The 18,563-nt window shown below is 64.3% G+C and carries 22 protein-coding genes; 13 read left to right on the forward strand and 9 right to left on the reverse strand.

All coding sequences use genetic code 11. The features are described 5' to 3' along the window. The coding region (locus ABSG20_RS04155) for a hypothetical protein (protein WP_423863220.1) at positions 1-185 on the reverse strand (185 nt) is incomplete at its 3' end. Positions 186-229: 44 nt separating this feature from the next. Between ABSG20_RS04155 and ABSG20_RS04160 the strand changes: the two genes are divergently transcribed. Beyond that, positions 230-502 carry a BrnT family toxin gene (locus ABSG20_RS04160; protein WP_423863252.1) on the forward strand — a complete coding sequence of 91 codons (273 nt, stop codon included), beginning with the start codon at positions 230-232 and terminating at the stop codon, positions 500-502. After that, positions 483-788: a BrnA antitoxin family protein gene (locus tag ABSG20_RS04165; protein WP_423863221.1), complete on the forward strand. Its 306-nt coding sequence runs from the start codon at positions 483-485 to the stop codon at positions 786-788. The genes ABSG20_RS04160 and ABSG20_RS04165 overlap by 20 nt, the downstream gene beginning before the upstream one ends. A gap of 29 nt (positions 789-817) precedes the next feature. On the opposite strand, the gene ABSG20_RS04170 is transcribed toward ABSG20_RS04165, so the two are convergent. The 4 genes from ABSG20_RS04170 to rsmI all read right to left on the reverse strand — a co-directional run bounded on the left by ABSG20_RS04170 (position 818) and on the right by rsmI (position 3,654). Continuing rightward, positions 818-1,126 carry a hypothetical protein gene (locus tag ABSG20_RS04170; RefSeq protein ID WP_423863222.1) on the reverse strand — a complete coding sequence of 103 codons (309 nt, stop codon included), beginning with the start codon at positions 1,124-1,126 and terminating at the stop codon, positions 818-820. Between the two features lie 176 nt (positions 1,127-1,302). Further along, positions 1,303-2,244: a glutathione synthase gene (gshB, locus tag ABSG20_RS04175; protein WP_423863223.1), complete on the reverse strand. Its 942-nt coding sequence runs from the start codon at positions 2,242-2,244 to the stop codon at positions 1,303-1,305. Between the two features lie 26 nt (positions 2,245-2,270). Then, positions 2,271-2,696 carry a YraN family protein gene (locus ABSG20_RS04180; RefSeq protein WP_423863224.1) on the reverse strand — a complete coding sequence of 142 codons (426 nt, stop codon included), beginning with the start codon at positions 2,694-2,696 and terminating at the stop codon, positions 2,271-2,273. After that, positions 2,683-3,654: a 16S rRNA (cytidine(1402)-2'-O)-methyltransferase gene (gene rsmI, locus ABSG20_RS04185; RefSeq protein WP_423863225.1), complete on the reverse strand. Its 972-nt coding sequence runs from the start codon at positions 3,652-3,654 to the stop codon at positions 2,683-2,685. Before rsmI ends, ABSG20_RS04180 begins: the two co-directional genes overlap by 14 nt. A gap of 236 nt (positions 3,655-3,890) precedes the next feature. Between rsmI and ABSG20_RS04190 the strand changes: the two genes are divergently transcribed. Continuing rightward, positions 3,891-5,126, forward strand: a complete 1,236-nt coding sequence (locus ABSG20_RS04190) for a penicillin-binding protein activator (protein ID WP_423863226.1) — start codon at positions 3,891-3,893, stop codon at positions 5,124-5,126. 118 nt (positions 5,127-5,244) lie between these two features. Here ABSG20_RS04190 and hemW read toward each other — a convergent pair whose 3' ends face one another. From hemW to rph, 3 genes are all read right to left on the reverse strand, one after another. Then, positions 5,245-6,366 carry a radical SAM family heme chaperone HemW gene (gene hemW, locus ABSG20_RS04195; protein ID WP_423863253.1) on the reverse strand — a complete coding sequence of 374 codons (1,122 nt, stop codon included), beginning with the start codon at positions 6,364-6,366 and terminating at the stop codon, positions 5,245-5,247. A 35-nt stretch (positions 6,367-6,401) separates the two neighbouring features. Then, positions 6,402-7,034, reverse strand: coding sequence for an RdgB/HAM1 family non-canonical purine NTP pyrophosphatase (rdgB, locus tag ABSG20_RS04200; RefSeq protein ID WP_423863227.1), 633 nt, complete (start codon positions 7,032-7,034; stop codon positions 6,402-6,404). Positions 7,035-7,143: 109 nt separating this feature from the next. After that, positions 7,144-7,857 (reverse strand): ribonuclease PH, encoded by a 714-nt coding sequence (rph, locus tag ABSG20_RS04205; RefSeq protein WP_423863228.1) that lies wholly within the window; start codon positions 7,855-7,857, stop codon positions 7,144-7,146. A gap of 164 nt (positions 7,858-8,021) precedes the next feature. Between rph and hrcA the strand changes: the two genes are divergently transcribed. Together hrcA and grpE are read left to right on the forward strand one after the other, a co-directional pair. Next, the gene (hrcA, locus tag ABSG20_RS04210; RefSeq protein ID WP_423863229.1) at positions 8,022-9,110 is read left to right on the forward strand and encodes a heat-inducible transcriptional repressor HrcA; all 1,089 of its coding nucleotides are present in this window, start codon (positions 8,022-8,024) and stop codon (positions 9,108-9,110) included. A gap of 110 nt (positions 9,111-9,220) precedes the next feature. After that, on the forward strand, positions 9,221-9,820 hold the full coding sequence (gene grpE, locus ABSG20_RS04215) for a nucleotide exchange factor GrpE (RefSeq protein WP_423863230.1): 600 nt from the start codon (positions 9,221-9,223) through the stop codon (positions 9,818-9,820). 32 nt (positions 9,821-9,852) lie between these two features. Here grpE and ABSG20_RS04220 read toward each other — a convergent pair whose 3' ends face one another. Next, positions 9,853-10,788, reverse strand: coding sequence for a hypothetical protein (locus tag ABSG20_RS04220; RefSeq protein WP_423863254.1), 936 nt, complete (start codon positions 10,786-10,788; stop codon positions 9,853-9,855). Positions 10,789-11,160: 372 nt separating this feature from the next. Between ABSG20_RS04220 and dnaK the strand changes: the two genes are divergently transcribed. The 8 genes from dnaK (at position 11,161) to ABSG20_RS04260 (ending at position 18,427) form a co-directional block, all read left to right on the forward strand. Beyond that, positions 11,161-13,062 (forward strand): molecular chaperone DnaK, encoded by a 1,902-nt coding sequence (dnaK, locus tag ABSG20_RS04225; protein WP_423863231.1) that lies wholly within the window; start codon positions 11,161-11,163, stop codon positions 13,060-13,062. Between the two features lie 236 nt (positions 13,063-13,298). Further along, positions 13,299-14,432 carry a molecular chaperone DnaJ gene (gene dnaJ, locus ABSG20_RS04230; protein WP_423863232.1) on the forward strand — a complete coding sequence of 378 codons (1,134 nt, stop codon included), beginning with the start codon at positions 13,299-13,301 and terminating at the stop codon, positions 14,430-14,432. Positions 14,433-14,554: 122 nt separating this feature from the next. Beyond that, the gene (locus tag ABSG20_RS04235) at positions 14,555-15,154 is read left to right on the forward strand and encodes a class I SAM-dependent methyltransferase (protein WP_423863233.1); all 600 of its coding nucleotides are present in this window, start codon (positions 14,555-14,557) and stop codon (positions 15,152-15,154) included. 28 nt (positions 15,155-15,182) lie between these two features. Further along, positions 15,183-15,761 carry an NADPH-dependent FMN reductase gene (locus tag ABSG20_RS04240; protein ID WP_423863255.1) on the forward strand — a complete coding sequence of 193 codons (579 nt, stop codon included), beginning with the start codon at positions 15,183-15,185 and terminating at the stop codon, positions 15,759-15,761. A gap of 6 nt (positions 15,762-15,767) precedes the next feature. Beyond that, a complete protein-coding gene (gene pyrF / locus ABSG20_RS04245) occupies positions 15,768-16,475 on the forward strand; it encodes an orotidine-5'-phosphate decarboxylase (protein ID WP_423863234.1) in 708 nt (235 codons plus the stop codon). 24 nt (positions 16,476-16,499) lie between these two features. Then, positions 16,500-16,802: a DUF1330 domain-containing protein gene (locus tag ABSG20_RS04250; RefSeq protein WP_423863235.1), complete on the forward strand. Its 303-nt coding sequence runs from the start codon at positions 16,500-16,502 to the stop codon at positions 16,800-16,802. Positions 16,803-16,966: 164 nt separating this feature from the next. Further along, a complete protein-coding gene (dapB, locus tag ABSG20_RS04255) occupies positions 16,967-17,782 on the forward strand; it encodes a 4-hydroxy-tetrahydrodipicolinate reductase (RefSeq protein ID WP_423863236.1) in 816 nt (271 codons plus the stop codon). Positions 17,783-17,803: 21 nt separating this feature from the next. Next, positions 17,804-18,427 carry a 2,3-bisphosphoglycerate-dependent phosphoglycerate mutase gene (locus ABSG20_RS04260; RefSeq protein WP_423863237.1) on the forward strand — a complete coding sequence of 208 codons (624 nt, stop codon included), beginning with the start codon at positions 17,804-17,806 and terminating at the stop codon, positions 18,425-18,427. The last annotated feature ends 136 nt before the right edge of the window (positions 18,428-18,563 follow it).

Here is an 18,563-nt window from a genome sequence, read left to right on the forward strand (position 1 = left end):
GCGTTGCACAGGAAGATCGGCGACTGGGCCCAAAAGTGCGACGGCACGTGGTCGAGCGGCACGCCCTGCGGCTCGCCGTCGCCGAAGCGCCGTCCGTCGTCGCCAGGAAAGGAGGCCACGAACAGAAGCGAACGCCTGACAGCCGCTGCGATGGGTCCCTTGACGTCACCTTGTTGTAACGCCATATTTGTAACTACATGGCGAGGCGGCGGCGCGCTGGACGTGGGACCTGAAAAAGGCGGCGGCAAACCGCGTCAAGCACGGCCTGTCGTTCGAAACTGCCGTGCTGGTGTTTGACGACCCGTTCCATGCGTCGAAGCCCGACCTGCATCCGGACGGCGATCGTTGGTACACCATCGGGCTTGTTGGGTTGGTTTTGCTGCTTGTGATTCACACTTGGCCTGAGGCCGAATCGGAAGAAGGCGAACTGGTCGGCCGCATCATCAGCGCGCGGAAGGCCACTGCCCACGAAAGGAAAGCCTATGAAGAAGGAAACTTCTAAGCGGTTGACGCGTGAGCAACTGGCGGAACTGAAGTTGCTGGATGCGCTGCCCGATAGCGCTGTCGATACGTCGGACGCGCCGGAACTACTCGACTGGTCCGGCGCCAAGCGTGGGGTCTTCTATCGACCCCTCAAACAGCAACTGACACTCCGGCTCGACGCCGATGTCGTCGCCTGGTTCAAGAGCCACACGAAATCCACAGAGGGCTATCAAACACGCATTAATCGGGTGCTGCGCGAGTACGTGCAAGGGCAAACAAGCCGGCGTCAGCGATCTCGGGCTTGAGATCACACTTCGTGCCAATGATGATTTGATCAATTCAGCTTGGAGGCCGCGACCGCGAGGGCCTGCGGCTGTTCCAGCATCTTCAATGCGCCATCGATGCCGCTGCGGAGATTTGCGGCGGCCGCAGCACTGCACCGAAGCCGTCCGGACGACAGGAATTTGACCTCCGTGGAGCCGTCCGCCCTGGGAATGACAATGCGGGTCGCCAGTTCCAGTTCGATCGCGCCGTGAAAGGTACCGTAGGCGCCGACGATGTCGAAATAGATCAGCGGCGCCATGCCGCCGGTGTCTTCGTAAGCCAGATCGGGCGGCGGTTTTGGAATTTCCTGGTCGGCCAAGTGATCTCTCCGTGGATCGCAATTCTCCTGGGATCAGCCTATGCCAATCGATGGCCGCGCCATAGCCCGGGGTCAGAGCACCAGCGACCACCAGGCTACTTTGCATGGGGTTGTTTTCGGTATTTTGGTTGGGAGCCAGAACCAATTCGGCCTTTCGGCGGCATGGCCGCGGCGACTCACCCCCGTTTCTTTTCGATCACATCCCAGATCTTCGCCGCGATATCAGGGCCGTCGAGCCTGGCGATGGCGCGGATGCCGGTCGGCGAGGTGACGTTGATTTCGGTCAGGTTGCCGTCGATGACGTCGATGCCGACGAACAGCAATCCGCGCGCGCGCAACGCCGGACCCAGGGTGGCGCAGATCTGGCGCTCGCGTTCGCTGAGATCGGTCGCCTGGGCGGCGCCGCCGCGCACCATGTTGGAGCGCAAATCGTCGGGCGCCGGCACCCGGTTGACGGCGCCGGCGAATTCGCCATCGACCAGGATGATGCGCTTGTCGCCATGTTTGACCTCGGGAAGGAAGCGCTGGATCACCCAGGGCTCCTTGAAGGTCACCGAGAACATGTCGAACAGCGAACCGAAATTCATGTCCTGCGGCATGACGCGAAATACCGCGGCGCCGCCATGGCCGTGCAGCGGCTTCATCACCACCGCGCCGTGCCGGTCGCGGAAGGCATTGATCTCATCGAGATCCCGGGAGATCAATGTCGGCGGCATCAGCTGCGGGAAATCCATCACGAAGATCTTCTCCGGCGCGTTGCGCACGCTGGCCGGGTCGTTCACGACCAGCGTCCTGGGATGCAGCCGTTCGAGAAAATGCGTCGAGGTGATGTAGGCGAGATCGAATGGCGGGTCCTGCCGCAGCAGGATGACGTCGAAGGCGGCAAGCGGCTCGACCTTCGGCTCGCCCAGGGTAAAATGATCGCCGGATATGTCGCGCACGCTCAAGATCTGAACCGGCGCCACCAGCTCCTCGCCGCGCAGCGAGAGTTTGTCCGGCGTATAATAGGACAGCCCGTGGCCGCGCTTTTGCGCTTCCAACAGCAGCGCGAAGGTGGAATCGCCTCGGATATTGATGCGCGCGATCGGGTCCATCTGGACGGCGACATTCAGTTTCATGAGCTGGTCCGTGCTTGTGCTCGAGTTCAGGGGCTGGCGTCGAACGCCGCCAACAGATGGCGCGGCAGCCGCCGCGGCGCAATCAGCATGGCATCGAACCGCAGTTCGAAATCGGCGTGCTCGGGGTGGGCCATCAGCCAGGCCTGCGCGGCATCGATGATGCGCGCCTGCTGGCGCGGCGTCACCGCATAGGCGGCGTCCTCGAGGCTGGCGCGGGCCTTGACCTCGATGAAGGCCAGGAGATTGCGCCGCCGTGCCACCAGGTCGATCTCGCCATAGGGCGTGCGAAAGCGCCTGGCCAGGATGCGATAGCCTTTTGCCATCAGATAGGCGGCGGCGCGGGCTTCCGCCGACAGCCCGGTGCGAAAGGCGGCGACGCGCGCCGGCGATGCGGGTTTTGCGCCGGCATCGGGCGGTACGACACCGCCAGCGCGGTCATCACTCCTGGCCATGGTCGCCGTCCGCGCCGCCCGGCGGTTGAACCTCGCGCGCGAGTTCGAGCGCGCGGGCATAGATTTCGCGGCGCGGCCGGCCGGACAGTTCGACCGCGTGCGCCACCGCATCCCTCACACTGGCGCGCCGCAGCTGCATGCGCAACAGCTCGTCGAGGTCATCCCAGGCCATGAGCTGCGTGGCGGCGGCCGGCGGTCCGATCACCAGCACGAATTCGCCGCGCCTCTCCATCGAGTCGGCCGACTGCGCCAGCTCGCAGACCCTCGCGCGCTTCACCTCTTCATGCAGCTTTGTCATTTCGCGGCAGATCGCGGCATCCCGCCCGCCCATGATGTCGGCGAGATCGGCAAGGGTCGCCTGCACGCGGTTGCCGGATTCGAACATCACCAGCGTCGCGTCGATCCGCGCCAACTGGTCAAGCCGCGCCCGCCGCGCGGTCTCCTTGGCCGGCAGAAAACCTTCGAAGAAGAACCGGTCGGTCGGCAGCGCCGCCACCGTCAGCGCCGCCAGCACCGAGGACGGTCCCGGCAACGCGATCACGGCGCGACCGGCCGCGCAGACCTCGCGCACCAGTTTGAAGCCCGGATCGGAAATCAGCGGTGTTCCGGCATCACAGACCAGCGCGATGGAAGCTCCCTGCGCCAGCCGCTCCAGGATTTTCGGCCGCGCCTGCGCGGCGTTGTGTTCGTGATAGGGTTTGAGCTGTGCGGAGATGGCGTAACGTTCCATCAGCCGGCGGGTGATGCGGGTGTCCTCGCAGGCGATGATGTCGACGCCGGCCAGCGTTTCCAGCGCCCGCAAGGTAATGTCGCCGAGATTGCCGATCGGGGTGGCGACCAGATGCAGGCCGGGAACGGCCTTCGGCGCGCTCAAAAGGTGGCCGGCCACCAAAAATGTCCGGCCAGGGGTTCCCGTCTGGTCTTCAGGCGTATTTATGGAAAGAGCTTTTGCGCGCATAGTGGCAATCTAGAAGCAACCCGGCGCCAATGCCACAAGGCTCGGGCTTGCGAAAATGCCGTGTCGCACCAAACGTCAGCGCAACGGAAGGCTGCGACCGGGTCGGGCGGTTAGGCCATTATGCTTTTATTTTAGTTAACTATTCGGCGACAATATGCCTGAATCCTCAGACTCCTGATGATCAGGAGGCTGACGTTGTGGCCGATGTTTTTCGGCCTGGAGATATTAGAGAGGCGATGGTGGGCCCGCTCGATCCCAACTCTCTGTCTTCCCGGTCCGCGTCGTCCGAGACGCGGCCTTCGGGGGCAAGCCGGCGCTCGGCGGTCGGCTTGATGCTCGGCGCGCCGCTGCTTGCGGCTTGCACCGGCATCGGCTCATTTTCCAATCCGTTCAGTTCGAATTCGCAACCCTCCCCCGCCGCCGGAACGCCACAGCAGCCGGCAGTGGCCGGCAATGGACAGGTCAAGGTGGGACTGATCCTGCCGCTGTCGGCGATAGGCAATGCCGGCGTCGCGGCGCAATCGATGAAGAGCGCAGCCGAGATGGCGCTGGCGGAATTCCAGAATCCCAACATCCAGCTTCTGATCAAGGACGATGCCGGTAACCCCCAAGGCGCCCAGCAGGGGGCGCAGCAGGCGCTGGACGAAGGCGCGGAGGTCATTCTGGGTCCGCTGTTTGCGCAGTCGGTCCCCGCGGCGGCCCAACTGGCCCGGGCGCGCGGTATTTCCGTGATTGCGTTCTCGACGGATTCGAGCGTGGCCGGACGCGGCGTCTATCTCTTGAGCTTTCTGCCCGAGTCCGACGTCAACCGTATTATCGACTACGCCGCCGGCATCGGCAAACGGTCTTTCGCGGGCCTTTTGCCGGACAATGCCTATGGCAATGTCGTCGACGGCGCCTTCAGGCAGGCGGTCGGCCGCAAAGGCGGTCGCGTCATCGTGTTCGAAAAATACGGCGCCGACCGCACGGCCGCGGCGCGCACGGTGGCCCAGGCGCTCAGTCAGGCCGATGCGCTGTTGCTGGCCGACGACGGCGATGCGCTGGTTGCTGTGACCGCGGCGCTGACCGCCGCCGGAGCCAACCTGAAAAACATCCAGCTGCTCGGAACCGGCCTGTGGGACAATCCGCGCGTATTTGCCAGCCCGGCCTTGCAGGGCGGCCTGTATGCCGCGCCCGACCCGGCGGGTTTTCGAAGTTTCTCCGCGCGCTACCGCGCCAAATTTGGACAGGACCCGGTGCGCACCGCCACGCTGGCCTATGACGCGGTGGCGCTGGTCGCAGCGCTGGCGCGAACCCAGGGCGGGCAACGGTTTTCCGCCGAGGTGCTGACCAACCCATCGGGCTTTGCCGGCATCGAGGGGCTGTTTCGCTTCCGCGCCGACGGCACCAATGAGCGCGGCCTGGCGGTGATGCGGGTGGCATCGGGCGGCGGCGTTCCGGTCGCCGGTTCGCCCAAGAGTTTTGGCGCGTGACGTCGGCCTGAGCGTTGGCGCGCTTCACCCGGCACTGAAAACCGTTCGGCGAAGGCCAGAGGCCGCGGCGTTTCTATAGCGACAAGATGGCGTCGCGGAGGTTTTTCTCAAGCCGTTTCTAAGCGAGTTCTAAGCGGATGCTGATGGCGCCCTCGTCGCGCAGCAGCGCAATGCGACGCGGATCGAGCGGCCGGCCCGACAGCGCCTGATAGCGCCGGGGATCGATGCCCTCGGTGAGCCGCAGGCCCATCAGCAGGAATTCATCGGCGCGCTCTTCGCTGTTCAGACCATCGTCGGTGATGATCCCGTGGCCAACCGATTCGACGCGCATCAGCCACGTCTCGGGCCGCTTTTCGGTCGCGATGGCGTGTCTGACGCCGCCGATATCGAGGCGGCCATGCGCGCCCGGTCCAATGCCGGCATATTCCTCGCCGCGCCAGTAAACCAGATTATGCCGGCATTCCGCGCCGGGGCGCGCGTGATTGGAAATTTCGTAGGCCGGCAGCCCGGCTTTCGCGCAGACCTCCTGGGTGACATCATACAGCGCGCGCGCGGTCGTCTCATCCGGCGTCTTCAGCTTGCCCTGGGCATGCAGCGCGAAGAACGGCGTCTCCGGCTCGATCGTCAGCTGATAGAGCGACAGATGTTCGGCGGCTTCCGCGATCGCGGTTTTCAGTTCGTCCGCCCACATTCGGGGCGTCTGATCGGGACGGGCGTAGATCAGATCGAACGAATAGCGGTCGAAGGTTTGGCGCGCAATCTGGACCGCGTCCAGCGCCTCGCGTGCGGTATGCAGGCGCCCCAATGCCTTGAGCGAGGCGTCATCCAGCGCCTGCACGCCGAGCGATACGCGGTTGACGCCGGCCACGCGGTAGCCGGCGAACCGCGTCGCCTCGACGCTGGTCGGGTTGGCTTCCAGCGTTACTTCGACATCATCGGCCACGGGCCAGTGTCTTGCGATCGCATCGAGGATCGCGCCGACGGTTTCGGGCCGCATCAAGGACGGCGTGCCGCCGCCGAGAAAAATCGACGATACCTGGCGGCGCGGCATGCGCGCGGCGGTGGTCTTTATTTCGCGTTCGAAGGCGCGGGCAAAGCGCGCTTCGTCGACCGGGGCATGCCGGACATGGCTGTTGAAATCGCAATAAGGACATTTCGACAGGCAAAACGGCCAGTGCACGTAAACGCCGAACGCCTGTTTTTCCTGTCCCGCGGGCAAGGCAGAGCCTGCCCCCGACATGATCGAGACGTCGAGGTGGGAGCTGCCGGCGCCGGTCAAAGGCAAATCTCCGCCAGCTTGACGAAGGCGCGGGCGCGATGCGACAGCCCGAACCCGAGCGGCGGCAGGCCATGCTTTTCGATGCTGGTCATTTCGCCGAAGGTGCGCGTATGTCGGTCGGGCATGAACATCGGATCGTAGCCGAAGCCTTCAGTCCCGCGCGGCGGCCAAACCAGCGTTCCCTCGGCGCGGGCTTCGACCTCTTCAACATGATCGTCGGGCCAGGCGACGCATAGCGCGGAAACGAATTGCGCGCGCCGTTGCGCCGGCCGCAAAGCGCCCCGCTCCTGCAACAGGCGTTCGATCCGGGCCATCGCCGCGGCAAAGTCCTTGTTGGGTCCGGCCCAGCGCGCCGAGAAGATCCCGGGCGCACCGTTCAGCGCATCGACCGCCAGTCCGGAATCGTCGGCGAAGGCCGGCAGTTGCGCCGACTTGGCCGCGGCGACCGCCTTGATCCGGGCATTGGCGCGGAAGCTGTCGCCGGTTTCCTCGGGTTCGCCCAGGTCAAGCTCGGCGGCCGACACCGCCGTGACGCCGTGCGGCGCCAGCAATTCGCGCATTTCGGCGAGCTTGCCGGGATTATGGGTCGCGATCACGAGCCGGCCGGTGATTCGGCGGTGGTGGGTCATGCACACATATAACCATGTTCTGGTCCGGACGGGCTGGTTCCGCCTTGCCCTATTCGCTTCACAGGGCAAGGCGGGACCGCGACGGCCGGACACCACGGCCGTTTGCCCGTCACGCCAATGCCATTTTCTGCAGATCCACCAGCCGGGCCACGCCCTTGCGCGCCAGCGCCATCAGCGCCAGAAACTCGTCCTGCGAGAACGGCGTCTTTTCGGCGGTGCCCTGCACCTCGATGATGCGTCCGTCGCCGGTCATGACAAAGTTGGCGTCGGTATCGGCCTCGGAATCCTCGGCGTAATCGAGGTCGAGCACCGGCGTGCCGTTATAGATGCCGCAACTGATCGCGGCGACGTTGTCACGCAGCACGTTGGTCTTCACCATGTTGCGGACTTTCATCCAAGAGATGCAGTCGGCGAGCGCGACCCAGGCGCCAGTGATCGAGGCCGTGCGGGTGCCGCCATCGGCCTGCAGCACATCGCAGTCGACGGTGATCTGCCGCTCGCCGAGGGCTTCCAGGTCGACGGCGGCGCGCAGCGCGCGGCCGATCAGGCGCTGGATTTCGACGGTGCGGCCACTTTGCTTGCCCGCGGACGCCTCCCGGCGGGTACGCTCCAGGGTAGCCCGCGGCAGCATGCCGTACTCGGCGGTAACCCAGCCCCGCCCCTGGCCCTTGAGCCATGGCGGCAGCCGCTCTTCCAGGGTTGCCGTCACCAGCACATGGGTGTCGCCGAATTTGACCATGCAGGAACCCTCGGCGTATTTGACGACGCCGCGATCCAGCGAAACGGCGCGCAGTTCGTCGGGCGCACGGCGGCTTGGCCGCATGAAAAGTCCCCCTGAAATCGAAAAAATCGGGTCTTGGCTCGCGCCTGCTTGTAGGAGGCGGACGGCGCAGCGGCAAGGCCCCTGGACCCCGGCTGCGACCAATCCCCGCTTGTAACCGGACCGCGAGGCGGACAAACTGGGGCGATGTTGCAAGGGAGTACCCGGTGGCCCATCACGAACCGATTGGACTGATCGCGCCGATGGCCGGGCTCGCTCAGCTCAATGAGCGCTCGCGGGACATATTTCGCCAGATCGTCGAGAGCTATCTGGCGACCGGCGAACCGGTCGGCTCACGCAACATTTCGCGCCTGATCGCGGTTCCGCTGTCGCCCGCCTCGGTGCGTAACGTGATGTCGGATCTCGAACAACTCGGCCTGATCTATGCGCCGCATACCTCGGCAGGAAGGCTGCCGACCGAGCTGGGCTTGCGGTTTTTCGTCGACGCCCTGATGCAGGTCGGCGATCTCACCGAAGCCGAGCGGCAGTCGATCCAGAGCCAGCTCGCTTCCGTCGGCAAGGCCCAATCGGTCGAAGCAGCCCTTGGCGAAGCCTTGACGCGGCTGTCTGGTCTGACCCGGGCCGCGGCGGTGGTGCTGACGGCAAAATCCAATTCGCGGCTGAAGCATATCGAATTCGTGCGGCTGGAGCCGGAGCGGGCGCTGGTGGTTTTGGTCGGTGAGGACGGCCAGGTCGAGAACCGCGTGCTGACGCTGCCGCCCGGCGTGCCGCCATCGGCGCTGACCGAAGCCTCCAATTTTCTCAATTCGCGGATTCGCGGACGAACGCTGGCGGAGGCGCGTCTCGAACTTGAAACCGCGTTGACGCAAAGCCGAATGGAGCTTGACCAGCTGACGCAGAAGGTGATCGAAGCCGGGATCGCGAGCTGGTCCGGCGGAGAAAACGACGACCGCCAGCTGATCGTGCGCGGCCACGCCAATCTCTTGGAGGACCTGCACGCGCTGGAGGATCTCGAGCGGGTGCGGCTTCTGTTCGACGATCTCGAAACCAAGCGCGGCGTGATCGACCTGTTGGGGCGGGCCGAACGCGCCGAAGGTGTGCGGATTTTCATTGGATCGGAAAACAAGCTGTTTTCGCTGTCCGGCTCTTCCACGATCATCGCACCCTATAGCGATGCGGCCGGCCACATCGTCGGCGTTCTCGGTGTGATCGGGCCGACGCGCCTTAACTATGCCAGAGTCATCCCCACGGTGGACTATGCCGCGCGCATCGTCAGCCGGATGCTGGGCGGCTGATTGATCCGATGCCGGGGGCGGCCCGCTTGATTTTCTGCGCCTAAAACACGATATCGGCCCAGCAACGTTCCCCCTGGCGAATCCAGACCCATTTTTTCAGAAGGTAGTCTATGACCGATCCGAGCCGGCAGAACGACGATCCGGTGAACCCGGCGCAGCCCCCCGAGCCCGTGATTTCCAAGCCTTACATCATGCCCGACGATCCCGAGGAAGGGTCGGCGGAGGCGCTGGCGAAGGAGGCCGCGGAATCGCGCGACAAGATGCTGCGGACGCTTGCGGAAATGGAAAATCTGCGCAAGCGCACGGCGCGCGAGGTGGCCGATGCGCGGGTCTATGCCATCACCGGTTTCGCGCGCGACGTGCTCGACATCGCGGATAATCTGCAGCGCGCGCTCGATGCGGTGCCGGACGAAACCCGCGCGGCGGCCGATCCCGGCCTCAAGGCGCTGATTGAAGGCGTTGAGCTGACCGAGCGATCGCTGCTCAACGCGCTGGAGAAAAACGGCGTCAGGAAATTCGATCCGGCCGGCGAGAAATTCGATCCGAACTTTCAGCAGGCGATGTATGAGATTCCCGATCCCACGGTGCCCGCGGGCACCGTGGTCCAGGTCGTGCAGGCCGGCTACACCATCGGCGAGCGCGTGCTGCGGCCGGCGCTGGTCGCAATCTCCAAAGGCGGGGCCAAAGTCAGCGCTTCCGAACCGACCTGACCGGAGCACGATCCGTAACGCCGCGCCTGCGCTCAGCGCGGCATGATTGCGTCGCGCACGGCGCGGAAACGCGGAAATGCTTTCGCCCATTGCTCGCGCGGAGCGCTTGCGATGATCCGCAACGAATTCTGGTCACCGAATCTTAACCATTGTACCACGGTGACGGCGGTGTTGTCCTTGCCGCTGGTGGCATCGATACGCGTTTCATAGCCGGCGAGACCCTCGATGCGAAGCGGCTCGGACATCGTGATCCGGGCGTCGCGCACCCCGGGAATCGTGGTGGCGACCTCCTGCGCGAAACGGCCGCGATCGTCCGGCTGTGCCGGCGTGCTTCCGATCACGCCGATCACCATGAAGGGGGCGGCCTCGAGGCCTTTGGTCTCATCGCCGTCGGCGAGAATGATGGCGGCGCCGGGCGCCAGCGCGCGGATATTCTTGAAATCGCCGAAATCGCCGATCTTGAACGGCATCATTCCAAGCTGCTCCTCGACCGGAACCTGCTGGCGGATCACCGCGGAGGCAAACATCTGCCGCACCGCATCGTCGGAATAGATTTTGGTGGCATTCTCGGGAATCTGTACCGCGACATAGCCGGAGAACGTGCCGCCCTGCAGGATCATCGAGTAGCGCCGTACACTGGTGGCGCCGTCCTTGGCGCTTTCGGCAGTGTAGTAGGCAAGGCCGGCCGAGGTCTCGATGCTTTCGGCCTTGATGCCGGCCATGGCAGCCGGATTGGCCTTGAGGGCCGTCGTGACCTCGTTATAGGCCTGAGCTGGAAGCTCCGCCACCAACACCTTGACGCCTCCGTCCTGGCTTTCGAACCCGACGAATGTTTTGGCTTGGACAAGGCCGACCAGAGGGGTCATCCCGACCCGAACGCCAGCCGGAAAAACCGGGTCCGCGGCGGCGGCGGGACCGACTGCGGCGGCGAGCAGGGCGACTGCGATCAGTAGACGAAGAGGCATGATGTGACATCCACTGGGTTGGCATGGAGGCCGTTCAATGGTCGGCCGGTGGGCCCTTGCGGGAGGTACTCAGGCTGTTTCGCTTTTAGCGGTTTTGTCGCCCCGGCAACAGGCCATGCCGCGATTGTTCCTGCGCCGGCTGTGGCCTGCCCGCGCCGATGGCCAGGTCCTGATCTTGGAACATCAGGCAGATACTATCTTTCAAGACCGATGGTTTTCATGGGCTAAGGTTGCGTCCGGTCCTTGCAGGCCTGCACCCCCCTCCTATATGAGGCTCACCGTCGCAATATCGCGAGCATTTGATCGTTTGGGGGTTCGGATTGGTGCGCCGTCAGGGCCCAGCCAACCTGCCGCAAAAAGAAGGATATGAGGACCATGGGAAAGGTCATTGGGATCGATCTCGGCACCACCAATTCGTGCGTCGCCGTAATGGATGGCAAGACTGCGAAAGTCATCGAGAACGCCGAGGGCATGCGGACCACTCCCTCGATCGTCGCCTTCAGCGATGATGGCGAGCGCCTTGTCGGCCAGCCGGCCAAGCGCCAGGCGGTAACCAATCCCGAGCGGACTTTCTTTGCGGTCAAGCGTCTGGTCGGCCGCCGCTATGACGATCCGATGGTCGAAAAGGACAAGAAGCTCGTCCCCTACAAGATCGTCAAGGCCTCCAACGGCGATGCCTGGGTCGAAGCCGACGGCAAGACCTACTCCCCTTCGCAGATTTCCGCCTTCATCCTGCAGAAGATGAAGGAGACCGCGGAAGCCCATCTCGGCCAGAAGGTCGATCAGGCCGTCATCACCGTTCCCGCCTATTTCAATGACGCGCAACGTCAGGCCACCAAGGACGCCGGCAAGATCGCCGGCCTTGAAGTGCTGCGCATCATCAACGAGCCGACCGCGGCCGCGCTCGCCTACGGTCTGGACAAGACGAAGTCCGGCACCATCGCGGTGTATGACCTCGGCGGCGGCACCTTCGACATCTCGATCCTGGAGATAGGCGATGGCGTGTTCGAGGTGAAGTCGACCAACGGCGATACCTTCCTCGGCGGCGAAGACTTCGACATGCGGCTGGTCAACTATCTGGCCGACGAATTCCAGAAGGAGCAGGGCATCAACCTGCGCAACGACAAGCTTGCCTTGCAGCGCCTGAAAGAGGCCGCCGAAAAGGCCAAGATCGAATTGTCCTCGACCACCCAGACCGAAATCAACCTGCCGTTCATCACGGCCGATCAGTCCGGGCCGAAGCATCTGACGATGAAGCTGACGCGGGCCAAGTTCGAGGCGCTGGTGCAGGATCTGGTCGACAAGACCATAGAGCCCTGCCGCAAGGCCCTGAAGGACGCGGGCCTTACCGCCGGCGAAATCGGCGAAGTGGTTCTGGTCGGCGGCATGACCCGCATGCCCAAGATCCAGGAGGTCGTAAAGCAGTTCTTCGGCAAGGAGCCGCATAAGGGCGTCAATCCCGACGAAGTCGTCGCCATCGGTGCGGCGATCCAGGCCGGCGTGCTGCAGGGCGACGTCAAGGACGTGCTGCTGCTTGACGTGACGCCGCTGTCGCTCGGGATCGAGACGCTGGGAGGCGTATTCACCCGCATCATCGACCGCAACACCACGATCCCGACCAAGAAGAGCCAGGTATTCTCGACCGCCGAGGACAACCAGAACGCCGTCACGATCCGGGTGTTCCAGGGTGAGCGTGAAATGGCGGCCGACAACAAGGTGCTCGGCCAGTTCGATCTGATGGGGATCCCGCCTGCGCCGCGCGGCATGCCGCAAATCGAGGTCACCTTCGATATCGACGCCAACGGCATCGTCAACGTGTCGGCCAAGGACAAGGCGACCGGCAAGGAGCAGCAGATCCGGATCCAGGCCTCCGGTGGCCTTTCGGAAGCCGACATCCAGAAGATGGTCAAGGACGCCGAGGCCAACGCCGCCGAGGACAAGAAACGCCGCGAAGCGGTCGACGCCAAGAACCACGCCGACGCCCTGGTGCATTCGACCGAGCGGGCGCTCTCCGAGCACGGCTCGAAGGTCGCCGAGAGCGAGCGCCGCGCCATCGAGGACGCCGTCAGCGATTTGAAGGAAGCGCTGAAAGGTGATGACGCCGAGGCGATCAAGGCCAAGACCAACACGCTGGCGCAGACCTCCATGAAGCTCGGCGAAGCGATGTACAAGCAGCAGGCCGAAAGCGATGCGGCCAAGGATGCCGCGAAAGACGGCGTGGTCGACGCGGAATTCACCGAGGTCGACGACGACAAGAACACCAAGAAGTCTGCTTGAACCCGCGCGGGGTCGCTATGCCGATGCGCGCAACTCACTGCCGGCTAGCCTCCCCCCCTGCGGGGGAGGCCGGCATCGCTGGTGGCGGTCTGCCGCCGGCGACAATTGAACTTCAATCTCTATCCATTAGACTGAACGCCATGCCCCAAATCTGTCCTACTGGGCGGCAGAGAACGGGCATTGCCGCGTGGCGCCATTCGTTGATCCAGACCGCGATCCGGTAAACAGAGTTCAGCATGTCCACCAAGCGCTGCTACTACGAAACCCTCGAAGTCGACCGCAACGCGGACGAATCCAAACTCAAGGCGGCGTTCCGCAAGCTGGCGATGAAATGGCACCCCGACAAGAATCCGGGCGACGCCACCAGCGAAGTGCGTTTCAAGGAAATCAACGAAGCCTACGAAGTTCTCAAGGACGGCGACAAGCGCGCCGCCTATGATCGCTTCGGTCATGCGGCATTCGAGCAGGGCGCGGGCGGCGGCGGTCCGGGCTTCGGTGCCGGCTTTGCGTCGTCGTTTTCCGATATTTTCGAAGACCTGTTTGGCATGGCCGGGCAACGCGGACGCGGCGGCGGACGCGAGCGCGGTGCGGACCTGCGCTACAACATGGAAATCTCGCTCGAGGACGCCTACATCGGCAAGACCGCGCAGATCGAGATTCCGGTTTCGGTGACCTGTGAATCCTGTTCGGGCACCGGTGCCAAGGCCGGCACCAAGCCCAAAGTCTGCTCGTTGTGCGGCGGCGCCGGCCGGGTCCGGCAGGCGCAAGGGTTTTTCACGCTGGAGCGGACCTGCCCGGGCTGCCAGGGCCGCGGCCAGATGATCGAAGATCCCTGCCCCTCCTGCTCAGGATCGGGGCGGGTGACGCGCGAGCGGACCCTGTCGGTCAACATCCCGCAAGGCGTGGAGGATGGCACCCGCATCCGGCTTGCCGGCGAAGGCGAGGCCGGCGTGCGTGGCGGGCCGCCGGGCGATCTCTATATTTTTCTCTCGCTGGCCAGCCATGAGTTCTTTCAGCGCGATGGCGCCGATTTGCACTGCCGGGTCCCGATCTCGATGGTGACGGCGGCGCTGGGCGGCGAATTCGAGGTGCCGACCATCGACAAGGGCAAGACCAAGGTGAGAATCCCAGCCGGCACCCAGTCCGGGCGGCGCCTTCGCATCGCATCAAAGGGCATGCCGGTGCTGCGCTCGCGCCAGACCGGGGACATGTATGTCCAGGTCGCGGTTGAAACTCCGCAGAACCTGACCAAGAAGCAGCAGGAATTGCTGGCCGAGTTCGAAAAATTATCCTCCGGCGCAACCCAACCCGAGGCGATGGGCTTCTTCGCCAAGGTCAAAGACTTCTTCGGTACCCGCGCCAGCACCTAAGCGGTCGGCAGGCCGCACGCGGCTGGCAAACTTGACCGTTTCACCGGCGATCTATAGGTCTTTATGACCATATGACTGTTTTCTGACACGGCCGCTGAACTGCGGCCCCGTCCGGTAGCGACATGCCCCTGCAATCCGTGCGTGCGTTGAAAAAACCCCCTCGTCTCGACGATGAGGTTCGCTTCCTCCGTTCATGGATCGAAAAGCCGCTGCACATGGGCGCGGTGATGCCCTCGGGGCGGTTCCTGGCGCGCACCATGGCGCAGTATGTCGATACAAAATCCACCGGACCCGTCGTCGAACTCGGGCCGGGGACCGGTGCGATCACCAGCGCGCTGATCGAGCACGGGATCGATCAGAAGCGGCTTGTACTGGTCGAATACAATCCGGGCTTCTGCGCGCTGCTGCGCGACCGCTATCCACATGCCAGGGTGGTGCAGGGCGATGCCTATGGTCTGCGCGAATCGTTGCGCAAGGTCTTGAGCGCTCCGGCATCCGCCGTGGTGTCCGGCCTGCCGCTCGTCACCAAGCCGATGCTGACGCGCATGAAGCTGATCCGCGAAGCCTTCGCGGCGCTGGCGCCGGGCGCGCCGTTCATTCAGTTTACCTATTCGGTGGCGCCGCCCATACCGAAATCGCTGCCGGGGGTGTCCACAGAAGCCTCCGAGCGGATCTGGATGAACCTTCCGCCGGCGCGTGTCTGGGTGTATCGCAGGCGATAAAGCGATTTAACCCATGTCCGCGCTGAAAATGGCCGCGCTGAAAATCCTCGTGATTCCCGGCTCGCTGCGCAGCGGCTCGCTCAATGTGAGGCTGGCGGCGGCGGCGGCGTATCAATTCGCGCAGGCCGGCGCTGAAGTAACGCGCATTTCGCTCGGCGATTTTCCGCTGCCGATCTATGACGGCGACCTGCAGACAAAATCGGGGGTACCGAAAAACGCGATCAATCTCAAGCGCATGATCGGAGCCCACGATGGCGTGCTGATCGTGACCCCGGAATACAATTCCTCGGTGCCGCCTCTGGTCAAGAATACCATCGACTGGTTGACGCGGGTGCAGGATGGCCACGAAGTCCGCGGCCAGGTCTTTCGCGAACGCGCGTTTGCGATGGCGGCCGCCTCGCAAAGCCGGCTCGGCGGCGCCCGGGTACTGGCGGCGCTGCGGCTGATCCTGTCGGCTTGCCATGCCACGGTTATCCCCAACCAGCTCGCGCTGCCGTTCGCCGCGGAGGCTTATGACGATATGGACAGATTGAAGCAACCGGCCGACATCGAGGCGCTCAACGCGCTGGTGCGGCAGTTGATCGAATTTTCCCAGCGCCTGATGTGAGGTGACATGCCCAGTGAGATCGCTGCCCGCGACCGTTTGATTGTGGCGCTCGACCTGCCCGGCGTCGGGCCCGCGGAGGCGATGATCACCCGGCTCGGCGACAGCGTGACCTTCTACAAGATCGGCTATCAGCTGGCGTTCGCCGGCGGCTTGCCGCTGGTTCGTCAGCTCGCAGCGGCCGGCAAGAAGGTCTTCGCCGATCTCAAGCTGCATGACATCGGCAACACCGTGGCGCGCGGCGTCGAGAGTGTCGCCGCGCTTGGCGCGACCTTTTTGACCGTGCACGCCTATCCGCAGACCATGAAGGCAGCGGTCGAGGCCCGGGCCGGATCAGGTTTGAAAATCCTCGCGGTCACCGTGCTGACCTCCTATGACGACGATGATCTGCAAGCTGCGGGCTATCGTCTCGCCGCGTCCGATCTGGTTGAAGCCCGCGCCCGGCAGGCGCAGGCGCAGGGCGTCGATGGCCTGGTATGTTCGCCCGAGGAAGCGGCGGGCTTGCGAAAAATGATAGGTCATCAGATGGATCTGGTGACCCCGGGCATCAGGCCCGTGGGTTCCGCCGCCGGCGACCAGAAGCGGATCATGACGCCGGCCCGCGCCATTTCGGCCGGCGCGGACTATCTGGTGGTCGGCCGCCCTGTGATCGATGCGGCCGATCCCAGAGCGGCGGCGGACGCGATCCAGGCCGAGATCCTGCAGGCACTGGCTTAGTCGACAAACCGGAGAGCAACGCTGATGGCAAAAGGTTACTGGATCGCGCGCATCGATGTAAGCAACATGGACGGCTACAGGGAATATATCGAGCAGAACGGCGCGGTATTTGCGAAATACGGCGCCAGGTTTCTGGTGCGCGGCGGCCGGCACGTGCCCAAGGAGGGTTCGTCGCGCTCGCGCAACGTGGTGCTGGAATTCAAGGACTATGAGACCGCGCTGGCCTGCTATAATTCCCCTGAATATAGCCGCCTGGTCGCGATCCGCAGCCCCCATTCCGAGGGCGACCTTGTGATCATCGAAGGCTATGACGGGCCGCAGCCCTAGAATAAGAAAAAAAGTTATCCCATAAAGGGATCGTTGGTCCGGGGGCCGCCTGGCCACGGCGCATAGTGGCTATCCCGCGTGGCGGGTGGATCGACACGCCAGCCGAAGCCTGTTGGTTGCCGGAACTTCCCGACCCGGCTATACCGCAAGGGCGAGGTGAAAAAATGTCCGACATGCGCTTGATCGTTGCCGGGGCTGGCGGCCGGATGGGCCGCGCGCTGACGCGCGTGATCTCGGAAACTCCCGGCGCGGTGCTGACCGGTGCGCTCGAGGCTCCCGGATCTGAACTTCTGGGCAAGGATGCCGGCGTGCTGGCGGGTCTGTCCGACAATGGTGTGCTGCTGTCGGCCGACCTGTGGTCGATGTCCTCGAATGCCGACGGCATTCTCGACTTCACGGTGCCGGGTGCGACCATCGCCAATGTCGCCATCGCCGCCCAGCGGCGCCTGGTTCATGTCATCGGCACCACCGGTCTGTCGGCCTCGGACGATGCCGTAATCCAGAGCGTCACCTCGCGCGCCACCGTGGTGAAGTCGGGCAATATGAGCCTCGGCATCAACCTGTTGGCGGCGCTGGTCAAGCGCGTCGCGCAGTCGCTGGACCAAAGCTTTGACATCGAGATCCTGGAAATGCATCACCGGGAAAAGATCGACGCGCCCTCGGGCACCGCGTTCCTGCTCGGCGAGGCCGCGGCCGCGGGCCGCAGGGTTTCGCTCGACGCCCATTCGGCACGCGGCCGCGACGGTCATACCGGCGCGCGGCGACCCGGCGATATCGGCTTTGCGTCCTTGCGCGGCGGCACCGTCACCGGCGATCACAGCGTGATCTTTGCCGGCGCGATGGAACGGATCGAGCTGACGCACCGGGCCGAGGACCGCACCATGTTCGCGCAAGGGGCGATCAAGGCCGCGCTGTGGGCGCGCGACAAGCAGCCCGGGCTGTATTCGATGACCGACGTGCTCGGACTGACCGACTTCTAAACCGATGTGGAAATCAACCCCATGAGTGATCGTCTTCTCGTGCTGGTGCGGCACGGCCAGAGCGAATGGAACCTGAAGAATCTCTTCACCGGCTGGAGGGATGTTGACCTCTCCGAGCAGGGTGTTGCCGAGGCGAAAGAAGCCGGGCGCAAGCTCAAGGCGCGGGGGCTTGAATTCGATATCGCCTTCACATCGGTCTTGAAGCGCGCGCAGCATACCCTCGACCTGATGCTCGCCGAGATCGGCCAGGTCGGGCTTCGGACAGAAAAGAACCTCGCGCTCAACGAGCGCGATTACGGCGATCTCTCCGGCCTCAACAAGGACGACGCCCGCAAGAAATGGGGCGAGGAGCAGGTGCAAATCTGGCGGCGTTCCTATGACGTGCCGCCGCCGGGCGGCGAAAGCCTGAAGGATACGCTGGCGCGCGCGCTGCCCTATTACGTCCAGGAGATCCTGCCCTGCGTCCTGCGCGGCGAGCGCACGCTGGTCGCCGCCCACGGCAATTCGCTGCGGGCGCTGATCATGGTGCTGGAGAAACTCACGCCGACGCAGATTCTGGCACGCGAACTCGCCACCGGCGCGCCGATCATCTACCGCCTCAATGCCGACTCCACGGTGGCCTCGAAGCTCGATCTGACGGCGTGAACGCCGGCGCCGAAATCGTCTCGCTCGAGGCGCCGGTCGCAGACGCGGCGCTGGATCAACTGGCTGCGGCGCCGGTCGATGGCGTCGAAGGCAGCGCCAGCGTCAGCTTCATGGCGCCGCCCTCGCATCGAATCGA

This window comes from Bradyrhizobium sp. (assembly GCF_049512235.1).
Taxonomy (GTDB): domain Bacteria; phylum Pseudomonadota; class Alphaproteobacteria; order Rhizobiales; family Xanthobacteraceae; genus Bradyrhizobium.

Coding starts and splice junctions, on each gene's coding strand:
- ABSG20_RS04190 (WP_423863226.1), top strand. CDS start 3,891: ATGGTGGGCCCGCTCGATCCCAACTCTCTGTCTTCCCGGTCCGCGTCG.
- dapB (WP_423863236.1), top strand. CDS start 16,967: ATGTCCGACATGCGCTTGATCGTTGCCGGGGCTGGCGGCCGGATGGGC.
- grpE (WP_423863230.1), top strand. CDS start 9,221: ATGACCGATCCGAGCCGGCAGAACGACGATCCGGTGAACCCGGCGCAG.
- dnaK (WP_423863231.1), top strand. CDS start 11,161: ATGGGAAAGGTCATTGGGATCGATCTCGGCACCACCAATTCGTGCGTC.
- hemW (WP_423863253.1), bottom strand. CDS start 6,366: ATGTCGGGGGCAGGCTCTGCCTTGCCCGCGGGACAGGAAAAACAGGCG.
- gshB (WP_423863223.1), bottom strand. CDS start 2,244: ATGAAACTGAATGTCGCCGTCCAGATGGACCCGATCGCGCGCATCAAT.
- rdgB (WP_423863227.1), bottom strand. CDS start 7,034: ATGACCCACCACCGCCGAATCACCGGCCGGCTCGTGATCGCGACCCAT.
- dnaJ (WP_423863232.1), top strand. CDS start 13,299: ATGTCCACCAAGCGCTGCTACTACGAAACCCTCGAAGTCGACCGCAAC.
- ABSG20_RS04235 (WP_423863233.1), top strand. CDS start 14,555: ATGCCCCTGCAATCCGTGCGTGCGTTGAAAAAACCCCCTCGTCTCGAC.
- ABSG20_RS04240 (WP_423863255.1), top strand. CDS start 15,183: ATGGCCGCGCTGAAAATCCTCGTGATTCCCGGCTCGCTGCGCAGCGGC.
- rph (WP_423863228.1), bottom strand. CDS start 7,857: ATGCGGCCAAGCCGCCGTGCGCCCGACGAACTGCGCGCCGTTTCGCTG.
- ABSG20_RS04250 (WP_423863235.1), top strand. CDS start 16,500: ATGGCAAAAGGTTACTGGATCGCGCGCATCGATGTAAGCAACATGGAC.
- ABSG20_RS04260 (WP_423863237.1), top strand. CDS start 17,804: ATGAGTGATCGTCTTCTCGTGCTGGTGCGGCACGGCCAGAGCGAATGG.
- rsmI (WP_423863225.1), bottom strand. CDS start 3,654: ATGCGCGCAAAAGCTCTTTCCATAAATACGCCTGAAGACCAGACGGGA.
- pyrF (WP_423863234.1), top strand. CDS start 15,768: ATGCCCAGTGAGATCGCTGCCCGCGACCGTTTGATTGTGGCGCTCGAC.
- ABSG20_RS04180 (WP_423863224.1), bottom strand. CDS start 2,696: ATGGCCAGGAGTGATGACCGCGCTGGCGGTGTCGTACCGCCCGATGCC.
- ABSG20_RS04165 (WP_423863221.1), top strand. CDS start 483: ATGAAGAAGGAAACTTCTAAGCGGTTGACGCGTGAGCAACTGGCGGAA.